Here is a 14,778-nt window from a genome sequence, read left to right on the forward strand (position 1 = left end):
GGCGCGCCATTAGCACACTTGCATGAGCCTCGCCACGTTCGCCGCGCGAAATTTGGTGGTCGCTTTGCGGCAGAACGGCGCGGCGCACCTGAAAAGAGCGCCCTGCCCGCCTCCACGCTGGTTGCATATTGCCTTCGGCACGGTTATTTCTGGATCGTTGCTCGTCAAGATCAGGAAAGGAGGGCTGCGTGAATACGTTCTTTCGTCATCATCGTCAGCGTGGCCCCGTCAACGCCCTGCAAATGCGTTTGCAGGGCTGACCAGAACGATCGCCGACAAAGCATCTCTCCCGGTCTGCCCTTCGTGGTGACGCAGTTCTGAGCTTTCAGCTTAGCGCCTGCGTATCGGAATTTCACCGAGCCTGAACTTTCAGAATCCGCTTTCACGGCACAAAGATGCCTTCGGATGCCGAACAGTCGCTCGGACAGACCAGAGAACGACAATGGCTTTGATCAATCTGCGCAATCTCGCCGTCACGCTTGGCGCTCCGCTCTTTTCCAATCTCAATCTTTCCATCGAGGCCGGCGACCGCCTTGGCATCGTCGCTGCCAATGGCAGAGGCAAATCCACGCTTCTGCGATGCATAGCCGGCAACGTCGAACCGACGACCGGCGACATCACCCGCTCGCGCGGCTTGCGCATCGGCCATGTCGAGCAGGATATCCCCGCCAAGCTGCTCGACGTTCCCTTCTACGATGCCGTCCAGGAGGTTTTGTCCCCGGAACAGGCCCACTCGGAGAGCTGGCGCGTCGATGTCGTGCTGGATTCGCTCGATGTGCCGGAGGCGATGCGCGAACGCCCCCTCGCCCAGCTCAGCGGCGGTTGGCAGAGGCTTGCCATGCTCGCCCGCGTCTGGGTCACTGACCCCGACGCGCTGCTTCTCGACGAGCCGACCAACCATCTCGACCTTGCCCGTATCCGGCAGCTGGAAGACTGGCTGAATGCACTTCCACGCGATGTTCCGGTGATCATTTGCAGCCACGACCGGGCCTTCCTCGACGCCACGACCAATCGCACGCTGTTCCTGCGCGCCGAGCGCTCGCAGGTCTTTTCGCTGCCTTATTCGCGAGCGCGCGCCGCATTGGACGAGGTCGATGCTTCCGAGGAGCGGCGATACCAGAAGGACATGAAGGTGGCCCAGCAGCTGCGCCGTCAGGCGGCCAAGCTCAACAATATCGGCATCAACTCCGGCAGCGACCTGCTGACCGTCAAAACCAAGCAGCTCAAGCAACGGGCAGAGCGCATGGAGGATGCCGCGCGGCCCGGCTATCAGGAGCGATCGTCGGGCGCAATCAAGCTCGCCAATCGTGGCACGCATGCAAAGATCCTGATTACGCTCGACGATGCCTCTGTCGAGACGCCGGATGGCACGCTGCTGTTCAAGACCGGCAAGAAATGGCTCTGCCAGGGCGACCGTGTCGTCCTGCTCGGGCGCAACGGCGCCGGCAAGTCACGCCTCGTCAACCTGATCAGGAAGGCGATAATGGAGCCGACCGCATCTGTGGAAACGGTCAAGGCAACGCCTTCACTGGTGCTCGGCTATGGCGATCAGGGTCTGTCCGACCTCGCGGACGACGATACGCCGCTGGCCACGCTCAGCCACCGGTTCGAGGTCGGCGACCAGCGCGCCCGCACCTTGCTGGCGGGCGCTGGGCTGACGGTCGAAATGCAGGCCAGCGCCATCGGCCGGCTTTCGGGCGGACAGAAGGCGCGGCTGGCGATGCTGGTGCTGCGGCTGACCAATCCCAACTTCTATCTGCTCGACGAGCCGACCAACCATCTCGATATCGATGGGCAGGAAGCGCTCGAAACCGAGCTGATGGCGCATGAGGCAAGCTGCCTGCTGGTCTCGCATGACCGCAGCTTCGTCAGGGCCGTCGGCAATCGCTTCTGGCTGATCGAGAAGCGGCGGCTGGTCGAGGTCGAAAGCCCGGAAGAGTTTTTCTCGTCGGTTGTGGAAACGGACGGCTGAATGGAGGCGAGGCCCGGGCAGCACTCAATGCCCGGCGCTGCCCTTCTTCTTGGCAATCAGGGCCAATGTGAGCGTCACTTCACTCATGATCGCGCGCATCGTGGTGTCGTTGATCTTGTGTGACCGCAGCAGGCCAACAAGGGCCGCGCGTTCCGCATCCAGTGCTGCCTCCGTCATGGCGCCGATCACCGGCAACAGGTCCTGTGCGGCCGGATCGTCTGCGTCGCCAAGGACGATCCGCTGCCGGTAAAAAGGGATCAACTGCTGCGACGCAGCCATCCGCATCTCGTATAGAGCCGGGTCATCGCGGCTTTCCTCCACCATCTGCTCGATACGGGCGATCGCGGCTTCTGCCGCCGTCACCCGGGCCAGGCGCTCTTCGTTGGCGAGCACATCCTCTTCCTCCAGCGGTATGCCGCGCGCGACCGCGGGCAAAGCGACACTGGCCACCACCAGCGAGCATATGATCACGCCGGCTGCGATGAAAATGACCAGATCACGCGCCGGAAACGGCGAACCGTCCGGCAAAACGAGCGGCAGCGAGAGGATGCCGGCCAGCGTGATTGCGCCACGAACGCCGGCAAGCGTCATCACCACTTTCAGCCGGCCGGTCAGCCGTTGCACGTTGCGTCCGCGCCAACGATCGATGGCGCCGCGCGCTGCCGAACCGAAGACGATCCAGGCGAAGCGGATCGCCAGCAGGATTAGCGTCAGCGTCAACACCGCCAGCACCGGCTCCCAGACCGTGCCATACAGCGACAGCTCCGACGGAACCGTACGGATGATACCGGGCAGTTGCAGGCCGAGCATGAGGAAGATGGCACCATTGAAGGTGAAGGACAGGACATCGACCAAAGCCGCGTTCTGCATGCGCGCCGGAATGCTCAGCGCACCGAACAGACCCGTGCGGCTGGTATAGAGCCCGGCGGTCACTGCCGCCAGAATGCCGGACGCGTGCATCTCCTCGGCCAGAAGGTAAGCGGCAAAGGGCAAGAGGATCAGGATCATCACCTGCACCTCCGGCCTGATATCGCCAATCTTTGCGACAATGCGCAGCACCTTCGACGTCGCCCATAGCGTCACCAGTCCCGCAGCGACGCCGCCCAGGGCAACCAGCCAGAACGTGACCGCCGTTTCGCCGAGCGAAAAATGGCCGGTGAGCGCGGCGGCAACGGCAAAACGCAGAACCACGAGGCCGGATGCATCGTTCAATAGGGATTCGCCCTCGAGGATATGGCGGATGCGGGCCGGCACGATGTCGCGGCCAACGATGGAGGAAACCGCGAGCGCGTCGGTCGGCGACAGAACGGCGGCGAGCGCAAAGGCTACCGGCAGCGGCACAACCGGCAACAGCCAGTGCAGCGCATAGCCGAAGACGACGACCGTGAAGAAGACCAGCCCGAAGGCCAGGCCGAATATCTGCGGTGCAAGTTCCCTGAACTCCCGCTTCGGCAGCAGAAGGCCCTCTATGAACAGCAAGGGCGGCACGAAAACGAGCAGGAACAGCGCAGGCTCCATCTCCACATGCAGCCCGTCGATCGGCCACGCGAGAAGGATTCCGAGCACGATCTGGATGATCGGCAGAGGCAGCGGCAGAAAGCGCACCAGCACGCCGGAAACAGCCACCAGCACCAGAAGCAGCAGGATCAAAGTCGCGACGGCCAAACAATTCTCCAAAAACTCGGGCGGCCTTGCCACGGAAACCGATACGGCAGAAATGAAAAAAGCCGCCTTGTCAGGCGGCTTTTTTCTTTTGTTCGCAAACGCTTACAGCGCCGAGGAAATCTTCAGCTCATCGACGCCGTCGCGGCCATAGATATCGTCGCGGAAGTGCACCACGGCGTCACCGGTCGACCAAGCGGAAATGTAGGTGAAGTAGACAGGAACCGGGTTGGTGACCTGCACCGGCGTCGTCGTGCCGGTCTTGATCGTCTGCTCGAAATGCTGGCGGCTCCAGCCGGGCGTGTCGCGCAGGATCCAGGTGACGAGGTCGCGCACGTTCTGCACGCGCACGCAGCCCGACGAATCGAAGCGCATCAGCTTGCCGAACAAGCTCTGCTGCGGCGTGTCATGCATGTAGACGCCATCCGGGCTCGGGAAGTTGATCTTCACCGAAGCCATGGCGTTGCCGGCGCCCGGGTCCTGACGGAAGCGGTATTTTGCTGCTTCCTCGGTCGACCAGTCGACATTGATCGGATCGACTTCGCTGCCGTCCGGCGCGAACAGGCGAATGTGGCTGTCGGCCAGATATTTGGGGTTCTTGCGCATCAGCGGAATGATGTCCTTGCGGACGATCGAAACCGGTGCGTTCCAATAAGGGTTGACGATGATCTCGTTGATCTTGGAGTTGAGGATCGGCGTCTGGCGGTCGATCTTGCCGACGATCGCGGCATGGCGCAGCACGACGCGACCATTTTCGACAGCCTCGATCTGCGCGGCGGGAACGTTGACCATCACATAGCGCTGGCCGAGATCGCCCGACATGGAGCGCAGGCGCACGAGGTTCGTCTCGAGCTGTCCGAGACGCACCGGCGCGGAAATGTTCATCGCGGCATAGGAATACTTTCCGAGGACGCCGTCTGCCGGCAAGCCGTGACGGGCCTGGAAGCGCTTCACGGCGCTGTCGACATAGGTATCGAACACCGGCGAGATGCCAGCCTGAGAAGAGAGATCGCCGGAAACCATCAGCCGCTGGCGCAGCGCCTTGACGTCTCCATCCTCAACGCCAAGCTGCAGCTTCTTGGTCGACGGCACTTCCGGCCAGCCACCCTGCGAAACGATACCCTGGTACTGACCGATTGCCTGTTCGACATAGGACACGGTCTGCGGCGAGAAGATCGGCTGGTTGGAGGCAACCTTGCCGCCCTGGCTGGCGCGTGCATCGAACGTGTCGTCCCAGTTGCCGCGGCGCGAGGAGCTGAGAATTTCACCGATCGCGTCCTGCGCGAAGGCTTTTCCAGCGAGAGCAGTTCCCGCAAGCGCTGCGGCTGTGGTCAGAAAGGAACGGCGGGTGGTGTTCATGGACATTCCAGACATCTATCCTGCGTTGCATCGATCGGATGAATTCATCCGTAGCTTATGGCGACTATGCTTAACAATTAGCCAACCATAACTCCGCGTCGGTAGCGCTTTTCAACGCACATCGTCGTCCGGAGTTCCCCCCTCAGGCAATCCCTCGAAGCCTGACGGTCCTTTTCACCCTTCCGCATAGTCATCGGAATATGGCGTTTGCGTGGCCATAAGGGACGCGAAGCGCGTATGCCAGAAAAAAGATGAGCCGGCGCCCCTCGGCACCGGCTCTGACTGGAGAATTTGTCCGCGCCGTGGTTCTTTCGCCACGGTCCATATTGTTCGCCCGACAGAGCCGGTTCTTACATGCGGTAGGCGATCGTATCGTTCCAGAAGCGATCCAGGCGCTGGAGAGCCCGGTTCATCTGCTTGAATTCCTCGGTGTTGATGCCGCCGACCTGCTCGATCGAGCCGACATGGCGCTCATAAAGGCCTGCAACCACCTCGGCCACTTCCGAACCCTTGTCGGTGAGGCTGACGCGGACCGAACGGCGGTCGATGCGCGAACGCTGGTGGTTGATGAAGCCAAGCTCGACCAGCTTCTTGAGATTGTAGGAAACGTTCGAGCCGAGATAGTAGCCGCGGGAGCGCAGTTCGCCCGCCGTCAACTCCGAATTGCCGATGTTGAACAGCAGCAGCGCCTGGATTGCATTGATGTCGCTGCGTGCATTGCGGTCGAACTCGTCCTTGATAACATCAAGAAGACGGCGGTGCAGTCTTTCAACAAGCTGCAGGGATTCCATGTAAAGCGAGCGGATTGCTTCGCGACGGTCATCGGATACGCTAGTGGTCTTCGCCACTGGACGGGAAGTGTTCATTGTCTTTGCCTCTCGTTTGTCGCCCGGTGATTGTTTTGTTTTTCTCACCTTGATCGCGACACTATCGAATACGTATAAAATTCGACTTAAACGTCAGGCTTAACAAGGGCTTACCCTTGGGTGGTTTCGCAAGAAGGTTAACAAACGGCCAGCCGAGGAGCGAAAATTAACCTAAACATTTAGGTAACGCCTGAGATCTCTGGGCAATGGCCGAAAACGGCTCAGATCTTGGCCTGCCGTTTCTGGAAGAAGATCACCACGCGGAAGGCGATATAGAGCAAGGCCACGAAGGCGTGTGAAACGACGATGGCGAAGCGATGGCCGAACAGGTCGGGAAAGCCGGCATACATGGTGACTTCGGTTGCCGCGCAGATGAACCAGATCACCGGCCCCCAGGACGCCAGCATCCAAAGGCCGATGCCGGCGAAGGGATAGAAGACGGCGAGCGTCACGGCCGTCACCTGCCAATAGACCGGCATTGTATCGAACCGCCACAGCGGCTCGTCGTATAATCCGATCAGCCTTATCCAGTAGAGCACGCCGAACAGCAGGCAATAGGCCGCGATGATGCGCAGGAACCAGGCGAACGTCGACTCCGCCACCGTGGGCCCTATCGCCGGCGACCTGACAGCGCGTTCGCTCACAGCGCGAGGTCTCCATTCGGCAATGGCGCGAAATAGGCATCGATGGCGGCGGGATCCACTTCTTCCAGCGTCGAGGGCGTCCAGACCGGCGTCGAGCCTTTGTCGATGAGCGCCGCGCGTATTCCTTCGTAGAAATCCCGGCCTTCAAGCATTCGGTTGAGAATGCGGAACTCCATGCGCATGCAATCGTCCATCGACATGGTCGATCCCGCCGTGATCTGGCGGAAGGCCACGTTGAGGCTGGTCGGCGAGCGCAGGCGCATCGTCGCCAGCGTCTTGGCGGCGAACTCATCGTCGACCGCCGCCTTTTCGAGGCTCTCCAGCACGGCATCCAGCGACGGCAGCGAAAAATGCTGCGCGATCTTCTCCAGCGTATCCCGGTCGGTCTCGCGCCTGGCCGCCATGAAGGTCTCGCGCAGCGTCAGGTCTGTCTCGCCCGGCTCGAACAGTTCCTCGAGCAGAGCACCGATATACTGCGACTGTATCGTATGCGTCGCCAGGCCCGACCAGAGCGCGTCGCCATAGCGGATGCGGTTGCCGGTGAGGCCGAGATACATGCCGAAGCTGCCACCGAGGTCCGGCAGCAGATGACTGCCGCCGACGTCGGGAAAGAAGCCGATGCCCACTTCCGGCATGGCGAATTGCGCATTCTCCGTCATGACGCGGTGCGAGCCGTGGAAGGAAACGCCGACCCCTCCCCCCATCACGATGCCGTCGATCAAGGTGAGGTATGGTTTGGGAAAACGGGCGATCTGCGCATTCAGCCGGTATTCGTCAGCGAAGAACTCAAGAGAGGCAGCGGAGCCTGGCCCGGCCTGATAAACATCCATTATGTCGCCGCCGGCCGAAAACGCCCTGCCCTCGGCCTTGACCACGACGCGCATGACCTGCGCGTCCGTCTTCCAGGCGTCCAGCGCCCGCGACAGTGCCTTGACCATATTGTGCGTGATGGCGTTCAGCGCCTTGGGCCGCGTCAGCGTGACGACACCAGCCATGCCGATGTGCTCGAACCGTATTTCGTCGCCGCCGCCAAAGTCCATGCACAGAATCCCTTCCCTATCGACCGGGACTGCAAGTGCTAAGGAATGCGGCAAGGTGCGTCAATCTTGCTGGCCTCATTCCCATGGCTTGGTGAACTGCAAAGCCGCATGTTAAAAAACGCGCAACTGGAGATCATGCGATGAACAGACAGACCCGCCTGAAGCCTGCCGGCGCGCGCACCGTTGACGAGATTACCGGCAGCAGACGGCTGAGGCGCATGCGCAAGGCCGACTGGTCGCGCCGCCTCGTTCAGGAAAACCATCTGACGGTGGACGACCTGATCTGGCCGATCTTCGTCATCGACGGCAAGAATGTGCGCGAACCCATTCCCGCCATGCCCGGCGTCTTCCGCCTGTCGGTGGACCTCGCCGTCCAGGAGGCCGAGCGCGCGGCCAAGCTCGGCATTCCGGCCATTGCGACCTTCCCCAATGTCGATATCGGCCTGCGCGACCAGACCGGCTCGCATATTCTCGACCCGCAAAACATCATCAACCGCACCACCAGCGCCATCAAGGCGGCGGTGCCGGAAATCGGCATCATCACCGACGCGGCGCTGGACCCCTTCACCAGCCATGGCCATGACGGCATCCTGCGCGACGGCATCATCGTCAATGACGAGACGGTGGAGCAGGTCACCGCCGCTGCCGTCCTCCAGGCAGCCGCCGGCGCCGACATCATTGCGCCTTCCGACATGATGGACGGCCGCATAGGCGCCATTCGCGACGCGCTCGACGCCAACGGGTTTCACGACGTGGCGATCATGTCGTATGCGACGAAATTCGCGTCCGCCTTCTACGGCCCCTATCGCGAAGCTATCGGCACGCAGGGCCTGCTGAAAGGCGACAAGAAGACCTACTATATCGACCACGCCAACAGCGATGAGGCGATCCGCGAGGCCGAGCAGGACCTGGCCGAGGGCGCCGACATGCTGATGGTCAAGCCCGGCCTGCCCTATCTCGACATCATCCGCCGCTTGAAGGACGAGTTCCAGGTGCCGACCTTCGCCTATCAGGTGTCTGGCGAATATTCGATGATCAAGGCGGCGAGCGCCAATGGCTGGATCGACGGCGAAAAAGCCATGCTGGAATCGCTGCTCGCCTTCAAGCGCGCCGGCTGCGACGGCATCCTGACCTATTTCGCGCCGGAAGTGGCGCAGATGTTGAAGGGGTAAAGCTCAAAAAGCGGCGTGCTACTTCCCCGTCTTCGCTTCGCTCAATAGGCCCGGCATGAACCGCATCGACTACATTTCCAGCCATTTCACAGGCGCCAGCCAGCGCGACAATTTTCAGCGATTGGACAGCATCTTTCCCGTCGCAACGATGACGGCAGCACCAGCGCCGTTCCGGTTCGCCGAAGGTCGCCCGCTGCAACTTCCCGACCAATATTCTCATGACGGAACCCCGAGAAGCGTCGAGGATTTCCTGTCGCTCACGGAAACGATGGCGCTACTCATCATCGAGGATGGCGCGATCCGCTTCGAGCGTTACGCGCCCTGGGGCGGGCGCGAAACGAAATGGGTTTCGATGTCGGTCGCCAAGAGTTTCGTGTCGGCAGCGATCGGGATAGCGGTGCAAGATGGGTTCATCGGTGATATCAGCGAGCCGATAACCGCTTATCTGCCAGCGCTGACCGGCTCCGCCTATGATGGCGTGCCGATCAAGGACATCCTGCAGATGTCCTCCGGGGCAAGGTGGAACGAAGACTACAGCGACCCTGACTCCGACATAAACCGCTTCGCCGCCATCTTCGCGCAAGGCGGGTCATTCGATGCCTTCCCCGCCACCCTCTCGCGTGAACGCCCATCTGGCACATTCAACCTTTACAACAGCACCGACACGCAGGTTCTCGGCATGTTGCTGGTCGCAGCTACTGGCCGGACAATTGCCGACTACATGCAGGAAAAGCTCTGGCATCCGCTTGGCATGGAGGCAGACGGACAATGGCTGCTTGATTCAGTCGGGATGGAAATGGCATTTGCCGGGCTGAACGCCGTCGCGCGCGACTACGCCAAGCTTGGCGAGCTGTTCCGCAATGGTGGCGTCTGGCAAGGGCGGCAGGTCGTGCCGGCCGGCTGGGTGAAAGCGTCCTTGACGGCGGATGGTCCGCATCTCCAGCCCGGCGATACCGGACTATCCGACTCGCTGTTCGGTTACGGCTACCAATGGTGGCTGACGGACGGAGAGGAAGGCGAGTTCGCCGCGATCGGCGTCTACAACCAGTTCATTTACGTCAACCCGGCGAAGAAACTGGTCATCGTCAAGCTATCCTCCAGCCCGGACTATGGCACGGTCAACGACGAGAGCACCTATCGCGAATACGAGACAATCTCCCTGTTCCGCGCCATCGGCAAGGAATTGGAGGGCTGACGTTCTCATATGGTTCACCCTGACGAAAACCGCCGTGCTTAAACTGGATTCCGATCGATGAAAGACCGCCTTCTGCTATGGGTCGTCCTGGGCGCGGTCGTTCTTTACGTCGCATCAGTGAACATCAACAAAAATCGCTTCGTTCCTCCACCCCCTATAGTTCCGGTCGACAGCAATCCCGTAGCCGAGCGCGTATTCCGCGACAAATCCGGCCATGAGATCAGGTTCAGGACGCCGCTGCTCGACGCGTTTCACTATGAGGGCGATGCCGGTTTCTGCGCTGAGCTGAAAAAACTGTCACCGCCCGTCGACGATTTTGCGGAAACCTCTGAGGCATCCTGCGCAGGGCTTTCCAACGCCAAACCGGAAGATCGCCCCCAGCAACTGGTCGAACTGGCCACGACGATTGCGACGGCAACTTCCGGCAGCGACAACGCCAGCAAAGACAAAAGCGTTACGCTGGCTTTGTCGGCTCTCAGGGCCGCACTCGATGAAGTTCCGGCGGACGCGCCGGATCAGGTTTCTGAAATTCTCGATAAGTTCTGGGTCGCGCAATTCGCCAGCGACACCTTTCCCGGCTACCAGCCCGCATTTCTGTTCGGCGCGGCCATGGAGGTCGAAAGCGGCGAGGCAGAGATCGCCTTGTGCCCCATCACCGGCAAAACGGATTGCAATCTCTACGTTCCCGACAAACTGATGCAGGCTTTGACCGATCTCGGGCGGTGGAAATCCGACGAGGCGCTGCTGCTGCGCGCTGCCGAAATGCTGGAACGCACCTATCGCAGCAAGGCAAGTCCCAGCAAGAATGACGAACTCGATTTCGCCAAGGACTACACCCGCACGCTTGGATATGCCGGTGAAATCAGCGCTGAAAGAGGTGCCGACCACGTCAGGAAAGGTGCCGCGCCGCTCGAGGCGTGGCTGAAGAAATACGAGAAGGACTCCTTGGGCTACGAGCTCGAGCCGATCTACGGCCATCTTGGCGCTGCCTATGGCCGGATCGCCGAAAAGACCAAGGCGCTGGATGACGCCAAAAAGGCGATGCAGTTCGACACCCAGGCCTATCAGCTGAGCATGAAGTACCGCAGCGGCGAGGCGACCTGGGAAGACATGGCCAATCTTGGCGATTCGACGCTGCAGGTCGGCGAACTGGAACGCAACGAAGAGCAGATAAAGCGTGCGCTCGAACTGCATCGCGCAGCCTTCGAGATTACCCACAAAGGCAAGGATATCGAAGAGACAAGCTACATGGAGATGAAGCTGGCGCGCACGCTCCAGCATTACGCGGCTGCCGATCTGTCTTCCGTTTCAGATGCCGAGAAAATACCGTTGCTGGAGGAGAGCGTGTCCCTGGCGAACGGCGTCATTCCATTCTTCGAAAGCGCCGGCTCCAGAATCTATCTCAACATCACGCGCAATGTTCTGGAACAGGCACAGATCCAGCTAGCGAAACTCAGGGAAACAAAGGATGCGTCACAGCAATAGACGCTAAGACTTCTTGAATTCCGACCGGCAATTACCATGTTTTGGAAAACGGGTTTTCCCGAAACGGAGCTTTTTGGAAAAACATGAACACACGTGTTCTCGACGGCGAAATCATTGCGACGCGGCTTGACGACGTTCGCGCCTATGACGGCGTGCTGTCGCGCCGGGTTTTTGCCTTCTGCATCGACTATCTGATCATCGGCCTGCTGATGATCCCCTTCGCTATTCTGGTAGCGATTCTCGGTATCATCACGCTCGGTATCGGCTGGGCGCTGTTCGGCATCCTGTTCCCGATGGTCGCCATCATTTACGTTTGGAACACGCTCGGCGGCCGGAATCAGGCGACAGTCGGCATGCGCATGATGGGCATCCGGCTCGACCGACTCGACGGCAAGCCCGTCGACGGCATGCTCGCAGTCGTCCATACCGTGCTGTTTTGGGCCGGCAATGTCGTCTTGACGCCGCTCATCCTGCTCGCCTCGCTCTTCACCGAGCGCAAGCGTACCGTGCACGACCTGCTGCTCGGCACGGTGGTGACGCGCGACGACCGCTAAGTTTTTCAGCTTTTGGGCGAATGCGATTACGCCCTTGCGCGGATTTGTGACTGTGCGGTGACTGGTGGTATCAATATCCAGTTGAATTTTTCGCGGCTGCCGCCAAGGTAGAGCGATTCGTGGGAATTGAATCGACGTGCCATGACGCACCATACTACCCAGTCGCCGCAATTCTTTTTGACCGCGCCGTCGCCGTGCCCCTATATCGACGGCCAGTTCGAGCGGAAGGTGTTCACACACCTTGTCGGCGACAAAGCTCCGGAGATGAACGACCTGCTTACCCAGGGCGGCTTTCGACGGTCGCAGAACATCGCCTATAGGCCCGCCTGCGAAACCTGCCGGGCCTGCGTGTCCGTGCGCATCCTGGTCAACGAGTTCAAACCGACGAAGAACTTGAAGCGCGTCACGCAGCACAACTCCGACCTTGTCGGCGCCATGCACGACGCCGAGCCCTCGACCGAGCAGTACTCTCTCTTCCGCAAATATCTCGACGCCCGCCACCGCAAGGGCGGCATGTCGGACATGACAGTGCTCGATTACGCGATGATGGTCGAGGATACCCACGTCAACACCAAGATCATCGAATACCGGCGGCGCGGACCAGACAGTTTCATCACCGGCCATGGTCACGGCGAACTGATCGCGGTTGCCCTGTCGGACCAGATGGCCGACGGCCTGTCGATGGTTTACTCCTATTTCGACCCGGAGATGGACGAGCGCTCGCTCGGCACCTTCATGATCCTCGATCATATCGCGCGTGCGCGCGCCGCCGGCCTGCCCCATGTCTATCTCGGCTACTGGGTCAACGGCTCGCGCAAGATGAATTATAAGGTCCGTTTCACGCCGCAGGAACATCTGGGGTCGAAAGGCTGGGAGCGCTACGCGCACGAAGCCGTCTAATCGGCTTCTTGGACGCAACCGCGCAACAGTTCCCGTCCTTTCCGGAGTAGTTCCCCGTGTCCGCAAAATTTTCCGACCATGCGAAGGGTCTTGCCCTGACCGCTTTCGGCGGCCTCACGCTCACCGTCGACATTCCCCTGATCCGGCTCGCAAACGGCGACCACTGGTCCATCCTGTTCATGCGCACCGGCACGACGCTAATCGCCGCTCTTCTCATCTGGGCAATATGGCGCTTCTTCAGCCCGAAAGCGCCGCAGCTCATTCCGGGCCGCGCAGGGCTTGCAGTGGCAGCCCTCTACGGTCTCGGCTCGATCGTCTTCATAACGGCCGTCTACAACACCTCGACCGCTAATCTCGTCTTCATCCTTGCCTTCAACACGATGTTCGCAGCACTCCTGTCGTGGGTTTTCCTGAAAGAGCGCCCACGGCCAGCAACGCTCATCGCCATGCTGTTCATGGTATTCGGGGTGCTGATCATCGTCGGCGACTCGATCGGCACCGGGCAGATGTTCGGCAACGTCATGGCGCTGCTGTCGACGCTGTGCATTGCCGGCGCCATCACGATCACCCGCGCCAGCGGCAAGGACATGGGCTTCACCTCGCTCGTTGGCGTGGTGTTCCCGTTCGCGGTCGCGGTGCTGATGGTATCGAAGACCGGCATCAATGTCGCCGCACCGTGGTGGATCATTCTCAACGGCGCGGTGGTCATGCCGATCGCGTTCTTCTGCCTCGCCAACGGCCCGAAATACATTTCCGGCCCCGAGGTGGCGATGTTCTATCTGCTGGAGACCATCCTGGCGCCTGTCTGGATCTGGATGATCTTTGCCGAGGCCCCGAGCCGAAACAGCATGATCGGCGGCACGATCCTCATCGTCACGCTGATCGCCCATTCGCTCTGGCAGCTTCAGGATGGGCGCCGGCGCCGAGCCGCCCTGGCGGTTCGACACCCGGCGTAGTTGATCGTCAGGCGCTAGGCGCTTCGCAATTGACCATCCACGGCGTGCCGAACTGGTCTATCAACATGCCGAAACCCTCGGCCCAGAAGGTCTTTTCGAAAGGCTGCTTGACTTCGCCCTTCTCTGCAAGGGCGTCGAAAACCCGCTTGGCCTCCGCCTTGTCGGTGAATTGCAGCGAGATCGAGAACCCGTCCATCTTGGTCTTGTATTGCGGCGGCGCGTCCGAGCCCATCAACACCTGGTCGTCCCCGAAGGTCAGGCGCGCATGCATGATCTTGTCGCGCCACTCCGCCGGGACATAGCCCTCCGCCGGCGTGCCGGCATGAGGCATCATCATCACGATCTTGCCGCCAAGCACCTTCTCGTAGAATTTGAATGCGGCCTCGCAGGTTCCGTTGAAGGCGAGATATGTATTGGATTTCATGGTCTTCTCCCTGTGATTTCCACCTGATTGGCGCCTGTGGTTCCGGTGCCCTTCGCCTCGCATGATGTACCGACCGGGTGACATTCCTGTGGCCGGCCCACCGATTTCGCCTCAACGCCCCAGCGGTATCAATGCGCGCAGCCGCTCGTCGCGCAGGTAGAGCCCACCCCAGGCCATGACGCCGAGATAGACGCCGAACAGCGTGTGGGAAAACAGCGGATTGCCGATGCGCACATGGGTTGCGATCGCGCCGCCGAGATAGGCCGTGAGCAGGATAGCGCCGAGCACGGCGGTGCGCGGGACTGCGTAAAGAATGGTGCAGGCCAGCGTCAGCACGCCGAGTGTGCGCGCCATGGATATGGTCGTAGGCCAGCCCAGTTCGCCCATCGTCTGTGTGACGATGTCGAGCGGCACCAGTTTGATCGCCCCGTCGAAAGCCAGGAACAGGATGAGCAGGCCGCTGATCGCCCACCCTGCCCGATAGGCACTTTTCGAGACCGATGTTTCAGCGGTATGGATCGCGGATTGCATGTTCATTCCTCCAGATGT

Annotated in this window: 14 protein-coding genes; 7 read left to right on the forward strand and 7 right to left on the reverse strand. The window is 60.7% G+C overall.

The window, feature by feature from the left end:
- The first annotated feature begins 442 nt into the window (after positions 1-442).
- The gene (locus WBQ96_RS18385; RefSeq protein WP_336552902.1) at positions 443-1,972 is read left to right on the forward strand and encodes an ABC-F family ATP-binding cassette domain-containing protein; all 1,530 of its coding nucleotides are present in this window, start codon (positions 443-445) and stop codon (positions 1,970-1,972) included.
- A gap of 24 nt (positions 1,973-1,996) precedes the next feature.
- Here the strand turns inward: WBQ96_RS18385 and WBQ96_RS18390 are convergent, their stop codons facing one another.
- The 5 genes from WBQ96_RS18390 to WBQ96_RS18410 all read right to left on the reverse strand — a co-directional run bounded on the left by WBQ96_RS18390 (position 1,997) and on the right by WBQ96_RS18410 (position 7,543).
- The gene (locus tag WBQ96_RS18390) at positions 1,997-3,637 is read right to left on the reverse strand and encodes a Na+/H+ antiporter (RefSeq protein ID WP_336552901.1); all 1,641 of its coding nucleotides are present in this window, start codon (positions 3,635-3,637) and stop codon (positions 1,997-1,999) included.
- 102 nt (positions 3,638-3,739) lie between these two features.
- Positions 3,740-4,993: a L,D-transpeptidase family protein gene (locus tag WBQ96_RS18395; protein WP_336552900.1), complete on the reverse strand. Its 1,254-nt coding sequence runs from the start codon at positions 4,991-4,993 to the stop codon at positions 3,740-3,742.
- Positions 4,994-5,343: 350 nt separating this feature from the next.
- Positions 5,344-5,859, reverse strand: coding sequence for a transcriptional regulator LdtR (gene ldtR, locus WBQ96_RS18400; RefSeq protein ID WP_091917813.1), 516 nt, complete (start codon positions 5,857-5,859; stop codon positions 5,344-5,346).
- Between the two features lie 221 nt (positions 5,860-6,080).
- On the reverse strand, positions 6,081-6,503 hold the full coding sequence (locus WBQ96_RS18405) for a DUF6163 family protein (protein WP_336552899.1): 423 nt from the start codon (positions 6,501-6,503) through the stop codon (positions 6,081-6,083).
- Entirely contained in the window at positions 6,500-7,543 is a 1,044-nt protein-coding gene (locus WBQ96_RS18410) for an enoyl-CoA hydratase/isomerase family protein (protein WP_336552898.1), read from the reverse strand. Before WBQ96_RS18410 ends, WBQ96_RS18405 begins: the two co-directional genes overlap by 4 nt.
- 140 nt (positions 7,544-7,683) lie before the next feature.
- Here WBQ96_RS18410 and hemB point away from each other — a divergent pair, with 140 nt between their 5' ends.
- From hemB to WBQ96_RS18440, 6 genes are all read left to right on the forward strand, one after another.
- Positions 7,684-8,715, forward strand: coding sequence for a porphobilinogen synthase (hemB, locus tag WBQ96_RS18415; protein WP_336552897.1), 1,032 nt, complete (start codon positions 7,684-7,686; stop codon positions 8,713-8,715).
- Positions 8,716-8,770: 55 nt separating this feature from the next.
- Entirely contained in the window at positions 8,771-9,910 is a 1,140-nt protein-coding gene (locus WBQ96_RS18420; RefSeq protein WP_336552896.1) for a serine hydrolase domain-containing protein, read from the forward strand.
- Positions 9,911-9,967: 57 nt separating this feature from the next.
- Positions 9,968-11,395, forward strand: coding sequence for a hypothetical protein (locus WBQ96_RS18425; RefSeq protein ID WP_336552895.1), 1,428 nt, complete (start codon positions 9,968-9,970; stop codon positions 11,393-11,395).
- Between the two features lie 83 nt (positions 11,396-11,478).
- A complete protein-coding gene (locus tag WBQ96_RS18430; RefSeq protein ID WP_336552894.1) occupies positions 11,479-11,949 on the forward strand; it encodes an RDD family protein in 471 nt (156 codons plus the stop codon).
- A 141-nt stretch (positions 11,950-12,090) separates the two neighbouring features.
- The gene (locus tag WBQ96_RS18435) at positions 12,091-12,849 is read left to right on the forward strand and encodes an arginyltransferase (RefSeq protein WP_336552893.1); all 759 of its coding nucleotides are present in this window, start codon (positions 12,091-12,093) and stop codon (positions 12,847-12,849) included.
- A 56-nt stretch (positions 12,850-12,905) separates the two neighbouring features.
- Positions 12,906-13,805, forward strand: coding sequence for a DMT family transporter (locus WBQ96_RS18440; RefSeq protein WP_336552892.1), 900 nt, complete (start codon positions 12,906-12,908; stop codon positions 13,803-13,805).
- Positions 13,806-13,812: 7 nt separating this feature from the next.
- On the opposite strand, the gene WBQ96_RS18445 is transcribed toward WBQ96_RS18440, so the two are convergent.
- Entirely contained in the window at positions 13,813-14,229 is a 417-nt protein-coding gene (locus WBQ96_RS18445; protein ID WP_336552891.1) for a VOC family protein, read from the reverse strand.
- Between the two features lie 111 nt (positions 14,230-14,340).
- Positions 14,341-14,760 carry a DoxX family protein gene (locus tag WBQ96_RS18450; RefSeq protein WP_336552890.1) on the reverse strand — a complete coding sequence of 140 codons (420 nt, stop codon included), beginning with the start codon at positions 14,758-14,760 and terminating at the stop codon, positions 14,341-14,343.
- Positions 14,761-14,778: the final 18 nt, after the last annotated feature.

The sequence above is a fragment of the Mesorhizobium sp. CCNWLY176 genome (assembly GCF_037153935.1).
Classification (GTDB): Bacteria; Pseudomonadota; Alphaproteobacteria; order Rhizobiales; family Rhizobiaceae; genus Mesorhizobium_M; species Mesorhizobium_M zhangyense.